This is a genomic window from candidate division WOR-3 bacterium (genome assembly GCA_029858255.1).
In the GTDB taxonomy this organism is placed as follows: Bacteria; Hydrothermota; Tepidihabitantia; order SM23-42; family SM23-42; genus SM23-42.
Map to the genome: position 1 here is coordinate 48,128 of JAOUFJ010000009.1, position 15,425 is coordinate 63,552.

General features: G+C 47.2%; 12 protein-coding genes and 1 pseudogene. All 13 read left to right on the forward strand.

What is annotated here, in order from left to right:
* The first annotated feature begins 183 nt into the window (after positions 1-183).
* The 13 genes and pseudogenes from OEV79_05865 (at position 184) to OEV79_05925 (ending at position 15,414) form a co-directional block, all read left to right on the forward strand.
* On the forward strand, positions 184-1,293 hold the full coding sequence (locus OEV79_05865) for a response regulator (GenBank protein MDH4210956.1): 1,110 nt from the start codon (positions 184-186) through the stop codon (positions 1,291-1,293).
* The gene (locus OEV79_05870) at positions 1,293-2,090 is read left to right on the forward strand and encodes a response regulator (protein MDH4210957.1); all 798 of its coding nucleotides are present in this window, start codon (positions 1,293-1,295) and stop codon (positions 2,088-2,090) included. The genes OEV79_05865 and OEV79_05870 overlap by 1 nt, the downstream gene beginning before the upstream one ends.
* Before the next feature lies 1 nt (position 2,091).
* Entirely contained in the window at positions 2,092-2,589 is a 498-nt protein-coding gene (locus OEV79_05875) for a 4Fe-4S dicluster domain-containing protein (GenBank protein ID MDH4210958.1), read from the forward strand.
* 96 nt (positions 2,590-2,685) lie between these two features.
* Positions 2,686-3,570: a CoB--CoM heterodisulfide reductase iron-sulfur subunit B family protein gene (locus tag OEV79_05880; protein MDH4210959.1), complete on the forward strand. Its 885-nt coding sequence runs from the start codon at positions 2,686-2,688 to the stop codon at positions 3,568-3,570.
* A pseudogene (locus OEV79_05885) lies at positions 3,563-3,940 on the forward strand (FAD-dependent oxidoreductase). Before OEV79_05880 ends, OEV79_05885 begins: the two are co-directional and overlap by 8 nt.
* 30 nt (positions 3,941-3,970) lie before the next feature.
* Positions 3,971-4,444 (forward strand): NADH-quinone oxidoreductase subunit NuoE, encoded by a 474-nt coding sequence (gene nuoE, locus OEV79_05890; protein ID MDH4210960.1) that lies wholly within the window; start codon positions 3,971-3,973, stop codon positions 4,442-4,444.
* A gap of 32 nt (positions 4,445-4,476) precedes the next feature.
* The gene (locus tag OEV79_05895) at positions 4,477-7,656 is read left to right on the forward strand and encodes an FAD-dependent oxidoreductase (GenBank protein MDH4210961.1); all 3,180 of its coding nucleotides are present in this window, start codon (positions 4,477-4,479) and stop codon (positions 7,654-7,656) included.
* Positions 7,649-10,897, forward strand: a complete 3,249-nt coding sequence (locus tag OEV79_05900) for an FAD-dependent oxidoreductase (protein MDH4210962.1) — start codon at positions 7,649-7,651, stop codon at positions 10,895-10,897. The genes OEV79_05895 and OEV79_05900 overlap by 8 nt, the downstream gene beginning before the upstream one ends.
* Before the next feature lie 176 nt (positions 10,898-11,073).
* On the forward strand, positions 11,074-12,339 hold the full coding sequence (locus OEV79_05905) for a cache domain-containing protein (GenBank protein MDH4210963.1): 1,266 nt from the start codon (positions 11,074-11,076) through the stop codon (positions 12,337-12,339).
* Positions 12,340-12,378: 39 nt separating this feature from the next.
* Positions 12,379-13,083: an ATP-binding protein gene (locus OEV79_05910; protein ID MDH4210964.1), complete on the forward strand. Its 705-nt coding sequence runs from the start codon at positions 12,379-12,381 to the stop codon at positions 13,081-13,083.
* The gene (locus OEV79_05915) at positions 13,067-13,843 is read left to right on the forward strand and encodes a response regulator (protein MDH4210965.1); all 777 of its coding nucleotides are present in this window, start codon (positions 13,067-13,069) and stop codon (positions 13,841-13,843) included. Before OEV79_05910 ends, OEV79_05915 begins: the two co-directional genes overlap by 17 nt.
* A gap of 111 nt (positions 13,844-13,954) precedes the next feature.
* Positions 13,955-14,617 (forward strand): fumarylacetoacetate hydrolase family protein, encoded by a 663-nt coding sequence (locus tag OEV79_05920; GenBank protein MDH4210966.1) that lies wholly within the window; start codon positions 13,955-13,957, stop codon positions 14,615-14,617.
* 17 nt (positions 14,618-14,634) lie between these two features.
* Positions 14,635-15,414: a 2-phosphosulfolactate phosphatase gene (locus OEV79_05925; GenBank protein MDH4210967.1), complete on the forward strand. Its 780-nt coding sequence runs from the start codon at positions 14,635-14,637 to the stop codon at positions 15,412-15,414.
* Positions 15,415-15,425: the final 11 nt, after the last annotated feature.

A 15,425-nucleotide genomic window follows, 5' to 3' on the forward strand; every position in this document is an offset into this window, starting at 1 on the left:
TTGCCGGCGAATATTGTAATCACATCCACCGATCTTGTGTGTGGTTATTGATGCTGCTAAACATATCGTACAGGTAAGGGAATTCAGGGTGACAACGCCAAGGACATGAAAGGCATACCAGCCTTGGTGTTTATAGCTCTGCTTGACATTTAGATGTTCTGGCATATAATTGCGCGATAACGTATGGAGCAGCCAAGAGTCTTGATCATCGACGATGAAAAAGCGATCTGTGAGGCTTGCTCGACCGTTCTGACCCAGGAGCACTATGACGTTCAGACCAGCCATGATGGTGAAACAGGACTGGAAAAAGTTGACGCCTTCAAACCGGATATCGTTTTTGTCGATTTAAAGATGCCGGGTATGAGCGGCATAGATGTTATCCGGGCAATAAAAGAGAAGAATCCTGACATAGTGCCTATCGTAATTACTGGTTATGCATCGATTGATTCGGCTGTCGAATCAATGAAGGCAGGTGCCTATGACTTTCTACCGAAACCTTTTACACCTGCACAGCTCAGAATTATTGCAGAAAGGGCACTGGATAAGCGACTGGCATCTCTTGAAGCTGAGCGCCTAAGATGTGAGAAAGAGAAGATGCGTCAGGGATTTATTTCGATGGTGTCGCATGAATTGCGTACACCGCTTGTTGCGGTTATTCAATACCTCGAGGTACTTAATAATAGTTTTGCCGGTAGCATTTCCGGTGATCAGGGTAAGATTATCGATCGGATGAAGGTACGTATGACTGAGTTGTTGAGGATGATCGACCGGTGGTTAAAACTTGCCCGGCTCGAGGAATTAAAGTTGAAAGAAGATTTCGCAGTCTTCGATATCGAGCCAGTGATTCTCGAAGCAATTGACCTTGTCAAGAATATCGCTGCTGAAAAAAATGTATCTGTAGAATACAATGCCTGCTCCTCTGAGGCTGCGATTAAGGGAGACCGTGATTTAATTAAGGAAGTTCTTGTGAATTTGATTGGCAATGGCGTAAAATACAACCACATCGGGGGAAAGGTGGACGTTTCGATCGGTGAGCAGGGTGTTCACTGGGTTATTAGTATTCGTGATACCGGTATTGGTATTCCTGCAGGTGAATTGCCTCATGTGATTGAGGAGTTTTACCGTGTCAAGAGAGAAGGGGTGGCGGCGGGTACCGGTATCGGTTTGTCAATTGTGAAGAAGATACTAGATATTCATGAAGGAAAGTTAGAAATTGCCAGTGTGCTGAATCAAGGAAGCACGTTCAGCGTTTTCTTACCTAAGATAGAACCGTCTATTAAAGGAGATCGATAATGAAGAATATAAGAATTCTAGTCATCGATAGTGATTTGGAATATGCCGAAAGCAACAGGAAGATTCTAGAAGCAGCGGGTTATGATGTCATTATCGCACAAACCGGCAAGCAGGGGCTGGAAGCTGCCCGTAAGGAAAATCCAGATCTGGTCATTCTTGATGCAATGCTGCCCGATATAAATGGCTTATCTGTCTGTCGTGAATTGAAGGAAAGTGTGAAGCATGAGGTTATGCCGGTTCTTGTTGTAACCGCACTCGGGACAACGGGCGAGAGTTACCTTGCTAACATGGCTAAAGAGCACAAGGCAGATGGATTCTTTGCGAAGCCTGTCGCTGCAAAGCAGCTGCTTTCCAAGATTGAAGAGCTGTTGAGCAAGACTACCCCTGTGCCGAAGGCACCGTCGGCCAAGGCGCGGATTCTGCTCGTTGATGACGACCCCGATTTTCTCGAAGCCACTCGTCATATACTGGTCGCGAATCGGTACGAAGTCATAACGGCCAAGGATGGGGAGGAGGGTGTTGCTAAGGCCAAATACGAGAGGCCGGATTTGATTGTGCTCGATGTCATAATGCCTGGAAAGGATGGTTATTCTGTATGCTACGAATTAAGAAAAGTCGAACAGACACGACCGATACCCATCATCATGCTGACAGCGATTGGACAACAATTGTCCAAACCCGAGTATGCAATGGACATGGCCATTGACCACCTTGCCGACGATTATATCGATAAACCTGTAGATACGCAAACGCTCATTCGTAAGATCGAAAAGCATCTGAGATTCTACGGGCGATAATATGCCACTTGTTCCGAGATTCAAGTATGAGGTTGCCACCGAGCCGGGCGGTGAGAACATAAAGTTGTGTTTTGCTTGTGGCATATGCACAGCCAGTTGTCCGATCCGGGAGGTGGATAACCGGTATAATCCACGTAAAATAATCCGTATGGTCCTTTTGGGGATGAAAGATCGTATATTGAAAAGCGATTTTATTTGGTTATGCTCAAGCTGCTATGCTTGCAGCGAGCGGTGTCCTCAAGGCGTACGTTTTACTGAAGTGATGAACGCAATAAAGAACCTTGCGGTAAAGGCGGGTTTTGTTCATCCTGCCTATCTATTACAGGTAGGTATCATAAAGAAATTTGGGCGGCTCTACGAGATTGATTCGTTCGATAACAACAAAAGGACGTCCCTTGGCCTGCCGGTTGTTGCTAAGGCAAAGATGTTCACTGCCAAGATCAGCGCCTTGACCGGTCTTGATGATATCCTTAACAAGATAAAGGGCCATGCTGCATAAGGCGCGCTTTCCAATTTTCCGGCACCTTGCCGTCATGTCTGACACATATGACGTGGGATTTTCCATCTGCCATGTACTAGAAGGAGTGTCCAGTCCATGAGATATGCAATTTTTCCCGGTTGCACTGTACTTGGTAGGGGAAGGAACTACGAGATGGCAGCACGGCAGGTTGGAAAATTGATTGGCATTGAATTCGTTGATCTGGACGACTTCGAATGCTGCGGGTTTCCGGTTAAGTCAATACACCACGACACATTTGTTCTCATGGCGGCCCATAATATACTTGCTGCTGAAGAACAAAGCTTAAACATATGTACGTTGTGCAGTGCGTGCACGGGTTCGCTCACTGAAGTGAACAAGTATCTGGGCGAACACTTCGATGAGAAGGCAAAGGTCGTGGCAACGCTTAGGAAGCAAGGCTTTGATTTTCATTTCAGCAAATCCATCGAGGTTAAACATTTTGCCAAGATACTCTATGAGAAATTTGACCTGGATAACATAGGAAAAATGATAACGAGGAAGTTATTGGGGCTGAGAATTGCGGTGCATTATGGTTGTCACTACTTGAAACCGGTCGATATCTATGATGGTGCCGAAGACCCAGAGAACCCTCATTCAATTGATGACCTCGTACGACTGACCGGAGCAGAATCTGTTGCTTACAGTGAGAAGACAAAATGCTGTGGCGCCGGAGTTTTGGCGATAAGTGAAGAATTAGCGTACACCATGGCCAGGAGTAAACTTCTGGAATTATCGCAAAATTCCGTTGATGCCTTGGTAGTGGTGTGTCCATTTTGTAGTATAATGTTTGACGATAATCAGAGGAAGATCGAACAGAAATTTCAGGAGCAATACAACATGCCCGTCTTGTATTATCCGCAGTTATTGGGGATAGCTTTAGGAATTGATGAAAAAGCGCTGGGTTTACGCATGAACCGCGTTTCAACAAAGAAGCTTATGGAAAAAATTTCTTATGTCTGATACAAGCAGGAATAGCGAAGTTGTCGGCTCGGCCATGGTTGTTGGCAGCGGTATCAGCGGTATCCAGGCTGCCCTGGATTTGGCTGATGCTGGATATAAAGTATACCTGCTCGAGAAGAGCGCGAGTATCGGTGGTGTGATGGCACAGCTGGACAAGACTTTTCCCACAAATGATTGTTCGATGTGTATTCTTGCTCCAAAATTAGTGAGCGTTGCGCGGCATCCGAATATCAAGATAGTAACGAATGCCGAAATTGAGAAAGTGAGCGGTTTGGCGGGTAGTTTCTTTGTGACGGTCAGGAAAAAACCACGTTTCGTGGATGAAACAAAATGTACCGGCTGTGGTCTTTGTATGGCTAACTGCCCGGTACGGCAGGTGATGCAGATGGACGGCGCAGAGATGGCGGTGGAATTGAGTCCTGATGACCGAGAGCGTGTCGAGCAAATATTCAAGGGTCATGAAAAGGCTCGCAGCAGCGTTATGTCCGTATTGCACACGATCAACGAGAATTACAACTATTTACCACAGGACATATTACGATGTGTGGCTACTGAACTCGATGTGCCTCTGTCCGAAGTCTATAATATAGCTACTTTCTATAACAGCTTCAGTCTTGTACCAAAGGGACGTCATACGATAGCAGTATGTCGAGGCACGGCGTGCCATGTCCGTGGTTCAGCGCGAATCCTGGATCGGCTCGAGCAGGAACTTGGCATCATCGACGGAGAAACGACAGATGATCTGCGATTCACGATCAGGAACGTGCGGTGTATCGGTTGTTGTAGCATTGCACCCGCAGTACGCATAGACCGCGAAACCTACGGCAATGTTCGGCCCAACCAAATCTCCAGTATTTTGAGGAAACACAAATAATGCGATTGAATAATTATGATGATTTGGTCAAAATGAGACAGCAGAAACAAGGTCACTTGTATCCTCGCGACAGGGTACGGATAACCGTGGGTATGGCGACATGTGGTATTGCCACAGGTGCTGGACCGATCTTTGATTTCCTGACCATGGCCACAAGAGGCAACGGTAAAAATTTCGTGGTCAATCCGGTCGGGTGCATCGGATTTTGTCAGCAGGAGCCACTGCTTGATATTCTGATTCCCGGTAGCCCGAGAGTAACGTTCACCCAGTTGGATCAGAGCCGGACGGAGACTATTTTTTATGATTTAGCAAAGGGCAAACTAGATATGGGAGCGGCCGCGTGGCGAACTGACCGGGATAATTTGTTAGTTCTGGATGAAGAGAAGATCATGGTCAACGGGGCTTTGGATAATGATATAAAAGCAATCACCAGATATGAGGATGTTCCTTTCTTCAGTAAACAGTTGAAGATCGCCTTGCGCAATTGCGGGTATATCAATCCTGAGGATATCCAGGAGTACGTTGCGCGCGGTGGTTATCATTCGCTGTATAAAGCACTCAGCGCGATGAGCCCGGTCGATGTGATAGAAGAATTGAAAGCATCGGGGTTGCGCGGCAGGGGAGGTGCTGGTTTTCCAACGGGTAGGAAATGGGAGATATGCCGCAACGCCCCGGGAGAAACTAAATATCTTATATGCAATGCGGACGAAGGTGACCCCGGTGCCTATATGGATCGCAGCATTCTTGAGGGCGACCCCCACTCGGTTATTGAAGGTATGTTGATCGGTGCTTATGCTATTGGAGCATCCGAGGGTCATATCTATGTTCGTGCCGAATACCCATTAGCAATAGAAAGGTTGGCGAGGGCGATAAGTGAAGCTGAGGCTTACGGTTTGTTAGGGCAGAATGTGTTCGGTACGGATTTCGCATTCAGACTATCGATTTGTCGAGGCGCCGGTGCATTTGTGTGCGGCGAGGAAACCTCTTTGATCGCTTCGATCGAAGGGAGACCACCAGAGCCCCGGTTGCGTCCCCCATTTCCTGCCGAATCTGGTTTTCGAGGTAAACCCACTAACATTAACAATGTCGAGACATGGGCTAATGTCCCGGTAATAATCGCGCGCGGCAGTGAGTGGTTTTCAAAAATAGGCACTGAAAAGAGCAAGGGTACAAAGGTATTCTCGTTGGTTGGTAAAATAAAAAATACCGGTCTAATTGAAGTACCAATGGGCATAAAGCTCAATGATATTATCGATATAGGCGGGGGGATACTCCAGTCAAGACGGTTCAAGGCAATTCAGACAGGCGGTCCTTCAGGCGGGTGCATACCACTTGAGTTGGTTGATCTTCCGGTTGATTACGAACAGTTAGCAGAAGCTGGTTCGATAATGGGTTCAGGTGGTATGATCGTCATGGATGAACGTACATGTATGGTCGATGTGGCGAAGTATTTCCTTGAATTTCTCAAGGATGAGTCTTGCGGCAAGTGTACTTCTTGCCGTGATGGCATTCTACAGATGTATGAGATTGTCAAGAGAATCACGGAAGGTAACGGCCAACAAGGTGATGTTGATCTGCTGGAGAATCTCGGCACTGTAATCGAATCCGTTTCCTTGTGCGGATTAGGAAAGACTGCAGCAAATCCTGTTCTTTCGACACTCCGGTACTTTAGAGAAGAATATGATGCGCATATCTCGAACAAGCGCTGTCCTGCTGTAGTATGCAAGGAAATCATTTCGTCGCCATGCCAGCATACATGTCCTATTAACACTGAGGCGCAGGTCTACATAACGTACGTTGCACAGCATCAGTTCCATGATGCCCTGAGGGTCATAGTCAAGGAAAATCCCATGCCCGCTACGGTAAGCCGTATTTGCCATCATCCATGTGAGCGGATAATGTGTCGGGCGAGTGAGCTGGGTGAACCGATTGGCATCAGGGCCATCAAGCGTTTCGTCATAGATTGGGCGCGCGACAATAGAATCGAGATGAATGCCACTGAACCTTTGCCAGCCACTGGGAAGAAGGTGGCGGTGATCGGTTCAGGACCAGCGGGACTTTCAGCTGGTTATTACCTCCGGCTAAAAGGCCACGCAGTTACGGTTTACGAAGCGAAAGATCGACCCGGCGGCATGTTATGGCTTGGCGTACCTGAGTACAGGTTACCCAGAGCGATCCTTGAATATGATATCGAAAATATCATTAAGGCAGGGATTGATGTAAAGACAAATACCGAGGTGGGTCGCGACATCACGCTTGAAGAGATTTTCGGACAAGGGTACGAGGCCGTATTCGTTACTGTGGGTGCTCATGATAGCATGAATATGAAAATACCCGGAGAAAATCATCCAAATGTTTTGCCGGCGATGAAATTCCTGGACCAGGTACATAGCGGCAAGGATGTCAACTTGGGCAAAAGAGTATGCGTCATCGGTGGTGGTAATTCAGCGATCGACGCATCACGTGTAGCCAGACGGTTGGGTTGCGATGTTACCATCTTTTATAGACGTACGAGAGCAGAGATGACCGCATTCGTCGAGGAGATAAATGGTGCGCTCGAAGAGGGAATTAGACTTGTGCTCCTTGCCGCACCTAAAAGGATTATGGCACAGAATGGCGAGTTACTTCTCGAAGTGCAGCGAATGCAACTCGGTAGTTTTGACCGGTCTGGCAGGAGACGCCCAATACCAGTTGAGGGGTCTGAATTCGTCGAGGCTTTTGATACGATAATATCAGCTATCGGCGAGCGACCAAGGGTCGGGTTTTTGAACGGTTACGTTGAATTGACAGACTGGGGTACGATTAAGGTCGACCCTCGCAACCTAATGACGAGTCGTCGAGGAATATTCGCAGGAGGAGATGCGGTCAGGGGCCCGAGCACGGCCATCGAAGCTATCGCTGATGGCAAGAACGCTGCTGAATCCATACATCACTACCTGAATGGACAAGTCTGGCAAGTGGAATACAAGATAACCAGACCGACAGAATATCTTGCACCGGTTGAGATCAGCGATGACGAGATAGGTACATTTGAACATGTCGAGATGCCGAGACTGCGTGTTGAGGAAAGAATTGGCAACTTTCGTGAGATTGAGCTCGGTTATTCGGCAGAAATGGCAATGAAGGAGGCACGTCGTTGTCTGCGATGTGATTTGGATACGGAACAAGGACGGGCATTCATTGAGGCGTTAAGAAAGGAAAAGAATGGTTGAGTTGTTGTTAAACAATCGTTCTGTGGAGTTTGAACCGGGCAAGACCTTGCTCGAGGTTTGCCGGAAGCATAACATTCCTGTTCCATCCCTATGCTACGATAAAGCCCTTAGTCCATACGGTGCTTGCCGGCTGTGTGTCGTGGAAATTAACCGGCAAGGCAAGAAATCTATTCAGGCTTCATGCACTTACCAGGCAGAACCAGGTATCGAAGTCCTAACAGATACTCCTGAATTGTTGAACATGCGGCGCACGGTTGTCGAACTGCTGATGGCGCGTGCTCCAGAATCCAAGAAAGTAAAAGAGATCGCATCGGCACTGGGTGTCAAGGAGACTCGCTTCGTGAAGCTCAACAAAGACTGTATTCTCTGCGGTCTTTGTGTTCGCATGTGCCGAGAGCGTATGGGGCGTAATGTTTTGGGTTTTGCCAATCGCGGTGATAACCGGAAAGTAGTCCCCCCGTTCGATATCAACTCGGAAATTTGCATGGCGTGTGGTGCATGCAGGTTCATTTGTCCGACTGCCGCAGAAAGGCTAAACAAATTGACGAACAAAATACCTGCGCAAATACCAAATGAATTCGATGAAGGTTTGCGGCCGCGATCGGTTATTTATATTCCTTTTCCCCAGGCTGTGCCCAACGTAGCAATCGTTGACAAAGACCGGTGTATCCATTTGGTAAGTGATGGTTGTAGGGTATGTGAGGAATATTGTGAGGCGAAGGCGATTGATTTCCAGCAGAGAGATGAAGTCATGGATTTGAACGTTGGTGCAATAATACTTGCTTGTGGTTTCGATGAATATGATGCAACTTGCAGAAGCGAATATGGCTACGGCAAATATTCCAATATCGTGACTTCGACGGAATTCGAGAGGATCTTGTCAGCTTCAGGTCCATACGAGGGTCACGTATCGAAACCAAGCGATCACGCTGAGCCACGCAGAATAGCTTTCATTCAGTGTGTAGGTTCCAGAGATTCAAAATCAGGCAACAGTTATTGCTCTTCCGTTTGCTGCACTTATGCGATAAAGGAAGCAATTATCGCAAAAGAACATGCACGAGGTGAGTTAGATACAACGATATTCTTTATGGATATCAGAACCTTTGGGAAGGGTTTTGAAGCGTATTACGAACGTGCCAGGAAAGAATACGGCGTGCGTTTTGTGAGGGCAGGGATATCCAGTATTGACGAGGTCCCGGACAGTAAGAATTTGCTTGTGCACTATGAAAACGAGGACGGCCAAATTATGAAGGAGGAATTCGACCTGGTAGTGCTTTCAGTTGGACTGGTGCCAAAATCTGATGTCGATATGGTAGCAAGAAAACTAAGGATAGCCCGCAATGAATATGGTTTTTTCAAGAGTTCAGAGTTCATGCCAATGGACACCACCAGAGATGGAATATACGTGTGCGGTACCGCAGCCGGTCCCAAGGATATACCTGAGTCTGTTACGCAAGCCTCGGGGGCCGCCGCAAAAGTCATGTCCTTGTTATCTTCAGCCCGCAAGAGTCTTACCGTCATGAAATCCTACCCACCTGAAATGGATGTCAGCGGGCAGGAGGTTCGTATTGGTGTTTTTGTCTGTCACTGTGGCATCAACATTGGTGGTTATGTTGATGTCCCCCATGTCGTTGAATACGTCAGATCTCTTCCCAACGTCGTGTATGCGGAGCATAATCTATACACATGTTCTGAGGACACGCAGAGAAAGATTGCCGAGATCATCAAGGTACAGCATGTCAACCGGGTCGTCGTCGCATCTTGCACGCCGCGAACGCATGAAGCATTGTTCAGGGAGACAATTCGAGAGGCGGGTTTGAATCCATATCTCTTTGAAATGGCGAACATACGTGACCAATGCAGCTGGATACACATGCAGCAAGCATCGGCCGCCACTGAGAAGGCAAAGGACCTTGTAAAGATGGCGGTGAGTAAGGCACGTTTGCTGAAATCCTTAAAGCGTGTGGAAATACCGGTGACTCAAAAGGCATTGGTACTCGGCGGCGGTATTACTGGAATGATTGCTAGCCTATCGCTTGCTGAACAGGGCTTTGAGGTGAGCCTGGTTGAACGAGATTCTGTGCTTGGTGGCCACATGAGACACATCTATTATACTATCGAGGGTAGAAATGTTCAGAACTTTTTGAAACGCTTGACAGATGACGTACGTAACCACCGTCTGATCAATGTGTATACGGATGCAAGGGTCACGGAAATAACTGGCTTCGTCGGTAATTATGAGACTGAGATATGTCTTGGCGATGGTAGGAGCGAGAAATTCAAGCATGGAGTCGTGATCGTGGCCACCGGTGCCGCGGAATACTCGCCTCAAGAATATCTGTACGGGAAGGACAAGAGAATCATCACGCAGCGGGAGTTCGAGGAATTGATGTCGGGAAATGGACCTGCCCAAATTTTAGAAAATGTTGATTCTGTGGTGATGATCCAATGCGTGGGCTCCCGTGACGATAAGCATCCTTACTGCAGCAGAATTTGTTGTTCTCAAACGGTTAAGAACTCTCTAAATTTCTACAAGACAAATCCCGATGCCAACATCTATGTTCTCTACAAAGATATGAGAACATATGGTTTTAGAGAATATTACTACCAAAAGGCCCGGGAAGCCGGGGTTGTTTTCATAAGGTATGATGATGATCATAAACCAGAGATCAGGATGGATAATGGCAGTATATCAATGTCTGTTATGGAGCCAATTCTGGGTGAGTCCATCGACATCAAACCGGACCTGGTCGTCTTGGCGAACGGGGTGGAAGCAAGTGGCGACAATATTCAGTTGGCAAAAATGCTGAAGGTTCCCCTCAATGACGAGGGATTTTTCCTCGAAGCACATGTTAAGCTGAGACCAGTTGACTTCGCGACGGAAGGCGTATTCGTCGCGGGAATGGCACACAATCCCAAGTGCATCGACGAATCCATTAGCCAGGCCGAGGCTGCGGCTGCCAGGGCCGCAACAATTATCGCGCATGATACATACTATGCAGAGGCAGCGGTTTCTCATGTGAATGACGATCTCTGTGCAGGATGTGGGATTTGCAGCATGCTCTGTCCTTACGAGGCAGTCGAAATTGTGTCTGAGAATGATCGGAGGAAATCGAAGGTCAACGAAGCCTTGTGTAAAGGATGTGGGACATGCGCTAGCGCCTGTCCGTCTGGAGCCATAGACCAGTATGGTTTCACAAGAGATCAAATCATGGCAATGATTGATGCATTAGAGTACTAATCTTCCGCGGGAGTCCAATTTCCACGACGCGGACCGAAAACGCCGCGAAATAAACAACGTGCGCGGGGCTTTGTCTGACAGCCGGCAAAACCATTCGTTGACAGTTTACTGCTCTTATTTGGGAATATAATCAGATTGACAATTGATGAAACTCCAATATAATAGGCGTGCATAAAATGTTGAAATTACGCATCCCTCTGAGCACAAAACTAACCCTTGCATTCTCGATGGTTATCATTATCGGCGTTTTTGCTTTGACCATCATTGGAACCCATTTGATTGCATCGACGATTATCAGGCAGGCCCAGGACAAAGTGGGGCTCGATTTGAACTCGGCGCGTGAGGTCTACAACAGTGAAAGCGATGTCGTCAGGACGAAGATAAGATTAACTGCAGAGAGATTTTTCATCAAAGATGCCCTACATATGAATGACATATCGCGCTTACGCCTCGAACTACAGAAAATTAGGGAATTGGAGGGGCTGGACATACTGACTCTCACGGATATAGATGGAAGGATACTCGTGCGCGCACATAATCCAGCCACTTATGGCGATCGACCCGCCGATGATGTAATCGATTGGGTGCTTAGCCGGAAAGAATCGGTCGTTTCCACAGTGATCGTTTCGGAATCCGAACTAGCAAAAATCGGTGTCGCTTATCTCGAGCGCGCCCGGATTGCGCTGATCCCTACGCCCAAATCGCGCCCCCTGGAGAAGAGCGTGGAGAGGTCGGGAATGTTCATCAAAGCTGCCGCGCCGGTCTTCGACTACTCGGATAACCTGATCGGTGTACTTTATGGGGGCAACATGTTGAACCGCGATTACTATATCGTTGACAAGGTAAAGAACACTGTTTATCTCGGCGAGATGTACAAGGGTAGGGAGATTGGTACTGCCACGATTTTTCTTGATGACGCACGGATTTCGACCAATGTTATGAATACGGATGGCGAACGGGCAATAGGTACGCGTGTCTCCAGCGAGGTTTACGAGCAAGTGGTAATCAGAGGCGATCCCTGGATAGGGCGCGCATTCGTTGTTAATGCATGGTATATGACTGCCTATGAACCGATAAGGAATATCAAGGGGCAAATCATCGGCATGCTTTACGTAGGAATGCTTGAGGCGCCATATGTCGACTTGCGTAACCGTGTTGTCATAATTTTCCTGGCGATTGCCGTTGCCAGTGTTATTTTGCTATCCGTCATCGCTTACTTCACAACGACGCGGATATCGCGTCCGATAAAGGCCCTTCGCAATGCTACAAAGAAAGTGGCCGATGGAGATCTAAAATATCGATTACAGATAGAATCACGTGATGAGATCGGTGAGCTGTCCGAATCATTCAATCGAATGACAGCCGAACTTCAGAAGGCAACCGACAATTATCATGTCCTGACACGCACACTGGAGGAAAAAGTAAAGGAAAAGACAGAATAACTGAGAGCGACACAGGATTTCCTGATCCAGTCGGAAAAATTGGCTTCCCTGGGAAAGCTCGCTGCCGGGATTGCACATGAGATAAATAATCCGCTCACATCGATCTTGATCAATAGTCATCTGTTGCTTGAGAAAATCGAGAGCAGTAGTCGGTCGGCCAGTAATTTACGGCTCATCATTGATGAAACAACGAGATGCAGTGCAATAGTAAAAGGACTGCTTGAGTTTGCTAGACAGACACCGCCAGAAAAGACAATGGTCAGTATAAACATGGTAATAGACAGTACGCTTCTGATCATGGATACACAGGCATTGGTTCATAATGTCAAGGTGAAGAAGAAATTAGATGACAATCTGCCACAGGTCATGGTCGATGTGAATAAGATCAAGCAGGTTTTTGCCAATATCATATTGAATGCTTTGGAGTCAATGCCGGAAGGTGGAGTGTTGGAGATCACCTCGTATGTTTCGGCAGATGACGAGTATGTCAATATCAAATTCAAAGACAGTGGACGCGGGATATCGAAGGATGATTTGAAGAAGATTTTTGACCCCTTCTTCACAACAAAAGGGACCAAAGGTACTGGTTTGGGCCTTTCAATAAGTTATGGCATCATTCAACAGCACAATGGCGCCATAGACGTAGATAGCGAAGTCGGGGAAGGGACGACGATGACCATTCGCCTTCCCCTTAATCCAATAAACAGAGATAAAAAGGAGGAAAGACGTGACAGAGAAGTTTAAGATCTTGGTGGTTGATGATGAATTACCAGTTTGCAAGAGTATTGCTAGCGCACTGATTAGCGAGGAATATCTGGTCGATACCGCACTCAGCGGAGAAGAAGCACTGGAAATGCAGGAGAAGAAGCACTACGATGCAATAATCATAGATTTGATGATGCCGGGAATTAGTGGAATGGAACTTCTTAAGAGAGTCAAGAAGAACCGACCTGATACAATGATGATCATGATTACCGGATATCCTTCAATTCGCACTGCAGTAGAGTCGATAAAAATCGGTGCCTTTGACTATATACCGAAGCCCTTTACGCCGAATGAAATCCGCAGTATGATTTCGAGAGCCTTAGTTAGAAAACGAGTCATCCAGAAGAAGGTCGAAGAATCAAGATTCCTTGAAGATATGCCCGTGCCCGAAGGTTTGTACACTATCCCTGACAATTCATGGCTAAAAATAGAGGACGACGGCAGTGTTTTAGTTGGTGTCCATCACAATTTTTTGATTACTATTACAAAGATAGCGACGATAGAGTTTCCAAAAATCAATGAAACAAGATACCAGGGTGAGACCTGCGTAAGGATCATGGAGTCGAACGACCGCATTCATAAACTCTGGACTCCCGTGACCGGCAAAGTAACCGCGATCAACAAGAGGGTGCAGGATGATTATGCAGTGCTCTACAAAGATCCATATGTCACGGGTTGGCTGGTTCAGATGATGCCCACCAATCTTGAAATCGATTTGAAGAACCTTGTAGTGACCTGAACTGTCTCCTCGGCAGGTGGCGTTGGGAAATCCCATCTGTGTGGGGGTGATTGTGTCAATGTCAGATGAGTTATTACTCGATCTTTATCCTGTTTGTATATGGGGGGTTTTATGATCTTGATGTACGGTGACAAGACGATTGATCTGAAACCAAGCAAGATCATGGCGGTGGCGAGAAATTATAAGGCTCATGCTGACGAAATGGGTGCAGAATTGCCGAGTGAACCGAAATTTTTTCTGAAGCCACCATCAGCATTACTTGCCGATAAGGGGCAGGTAATTCTTCCTAAATCATGTTCACGTGTAGACTATGAAGTTGAGCTGGCTGTCATCATTGGTTCGAGGGTCAAAAATGTGACGTCTGATAATGTGACCGGGATACTTCTGGGTTACACGGTACTCGTTGATATTACGGCACGCGATGTTCAGGCTACTGCAAAAAAACAAGGGATGCCGTGGACGATCGCCAAAGGTTATGATACTTTTGCGCCTATTGGTCCGCACATTGTCCCCGCAAAGAAAATAGACCCATCGGATTTAGATGTATGGCTCAAAGTAAATGGCGAGATAAAACAACAGGGTAATACAAATTTGATGATATTCTCGGTCTGCGAACTCGTCTCATTTATTTCAAAGGTCATGACCCTTGAACCAATGGACGTGATCGCCACCGGTACTCCGTCCGGGGTCGGTCCGATGGAGGATGGTGATGTGATCGAAGCGGGGATTGAAGGAATCGGCACATTGACGTTTACGGCAGCTCGCGGGCATTGAATCGCTCGTGCATATCCATGAGAAACCAAGGTAACAACAACCGTACACCAATCCTGATGTTGGATTGGGGTATTGAAGGGATGCGCTACGCTCTACAGAACAGCGATATTACTGTTGTCGTGGATACGCTCCGTTTTAGCACCGCGGTCGTAACGGCAATTGCCAATGGGTTTACGATATATCCCATCGGGGATCGTAAATCAGGGGAGGACCTGGCGGCATCGATCGGTGCCAATATCGCTGGCAAACCTGGAATGGCGAAATATACGATCTCGCCGCATAGTTACTTAAATTCCGATCGTGAGGAGAATAAAAAGGTCGTTTTGTTCTCGCCCAACGGTGCTGCCTGTTCAGCTCTTGTGGGCAGAGGTCGTAACGCCTATGTCGGCTGCTTGTTGAATGCGAGAAAAGTTGGTGAATATGTTACGATGTTAGCCCGAAGGCGGCGGGTTAATGTGACAGTGATCGCGGCCGGTGAACAACGTGCTATCGATAACGGGGAAAGGATAGTCTATGAAGAAAAGGCTGCCTATCCTGTATTCGCGATCGAGGACTATCTCGCCAGTGGCGCAATAATGAGCTTTTCAGATTTAGAAAAGAGCGCTGAGGCGCAAGTCTGTGAGCTGGCCTTTGGTGGTGCAAAAGAAAATATTGAAGATTTACTGCTCGACAGCTTCAGCGGTAAATACCTTGTGCAGCATAACCTCCGGGATGATGTGGAGCACGCTGCCCGCTTGAACCTATATGACGTGATCCCCCGCATCAAAGATGGGAATATAACGGGAATAAGGCCTTGAATTCGAGAGTC

Excerpts from the sequence above, each read along its gene's own strand:
- OEV79_05865 (MDH4210956.1), top strand. The coding sequence starts at position 184 with ATGGAGCAGCCAAGAGTCTTGATCATCGACGATGAAAAAGCGATCTGT.
- OEV79_05870 (MDH4210957.1), top strand. The coding sequence starts at position 1,293 with ATGAAGAATATAAGAATTCTAGTCATCGATAGTGATTTGGAATATGCC.
- OEV79_05875 (MDH4210958.1), top strand. The coding sequence starts at position 2,092 with ATGCCACTTGTTCCGAGATTCAAGTATGAGGTTGCCACCGAGCCGGGC.
- OEV79_05880 (MDH4210959.1), top strand. The coding sequence starts at position 2,686 with ATGAGATATGCAATTTTTCCCGGTTGCACTGTACTTGGTAGGGGAAGG.
- nuoE (MDH4210960.1), top strand. The coding sequence starts at position 3,971 with ATGGCGGTGGAATTGAGTCCTGATGACCGAGAGCGTGTCGAGCAAATA.
- OEV79_05895 (MDH4210961.1), top strand. The coding sequence starts at position 4,477 with ATGAGACAGCAGAAACAAGGTCACTTGTATCCTCGCGACAGGGTACGG.
- OEV79_05900 (MDH4210962.1), top strand. The coding sequence starts at position 7,649 with ATGGTTGAGTTGTTGTTAAACAATCGTTCTGTGGAGTTTGAACCGGGC.
- OEV79_05905 (MDH4210963.1), top strand. The coding sequence starts at position 11,074 with ATGTTGAAATTACGCATCCCTCTGAGCACAAAACTAACCCTTGCATTC.
- OEV79_05920 (MDH4210966.1), top strand. The coding sequence starts at position 13,955 with ATGATCTTGATGTACGGTGACAAGACGATTGATCTGAAACCAAGCAAG.
- OEV79_05925 (MDH4210967.1), top strand. The coding sequence starts at position 14,635 with ATGAGAAACCAAGGTAACAACAACCGTACACCAATCCTGATGTTGGAT.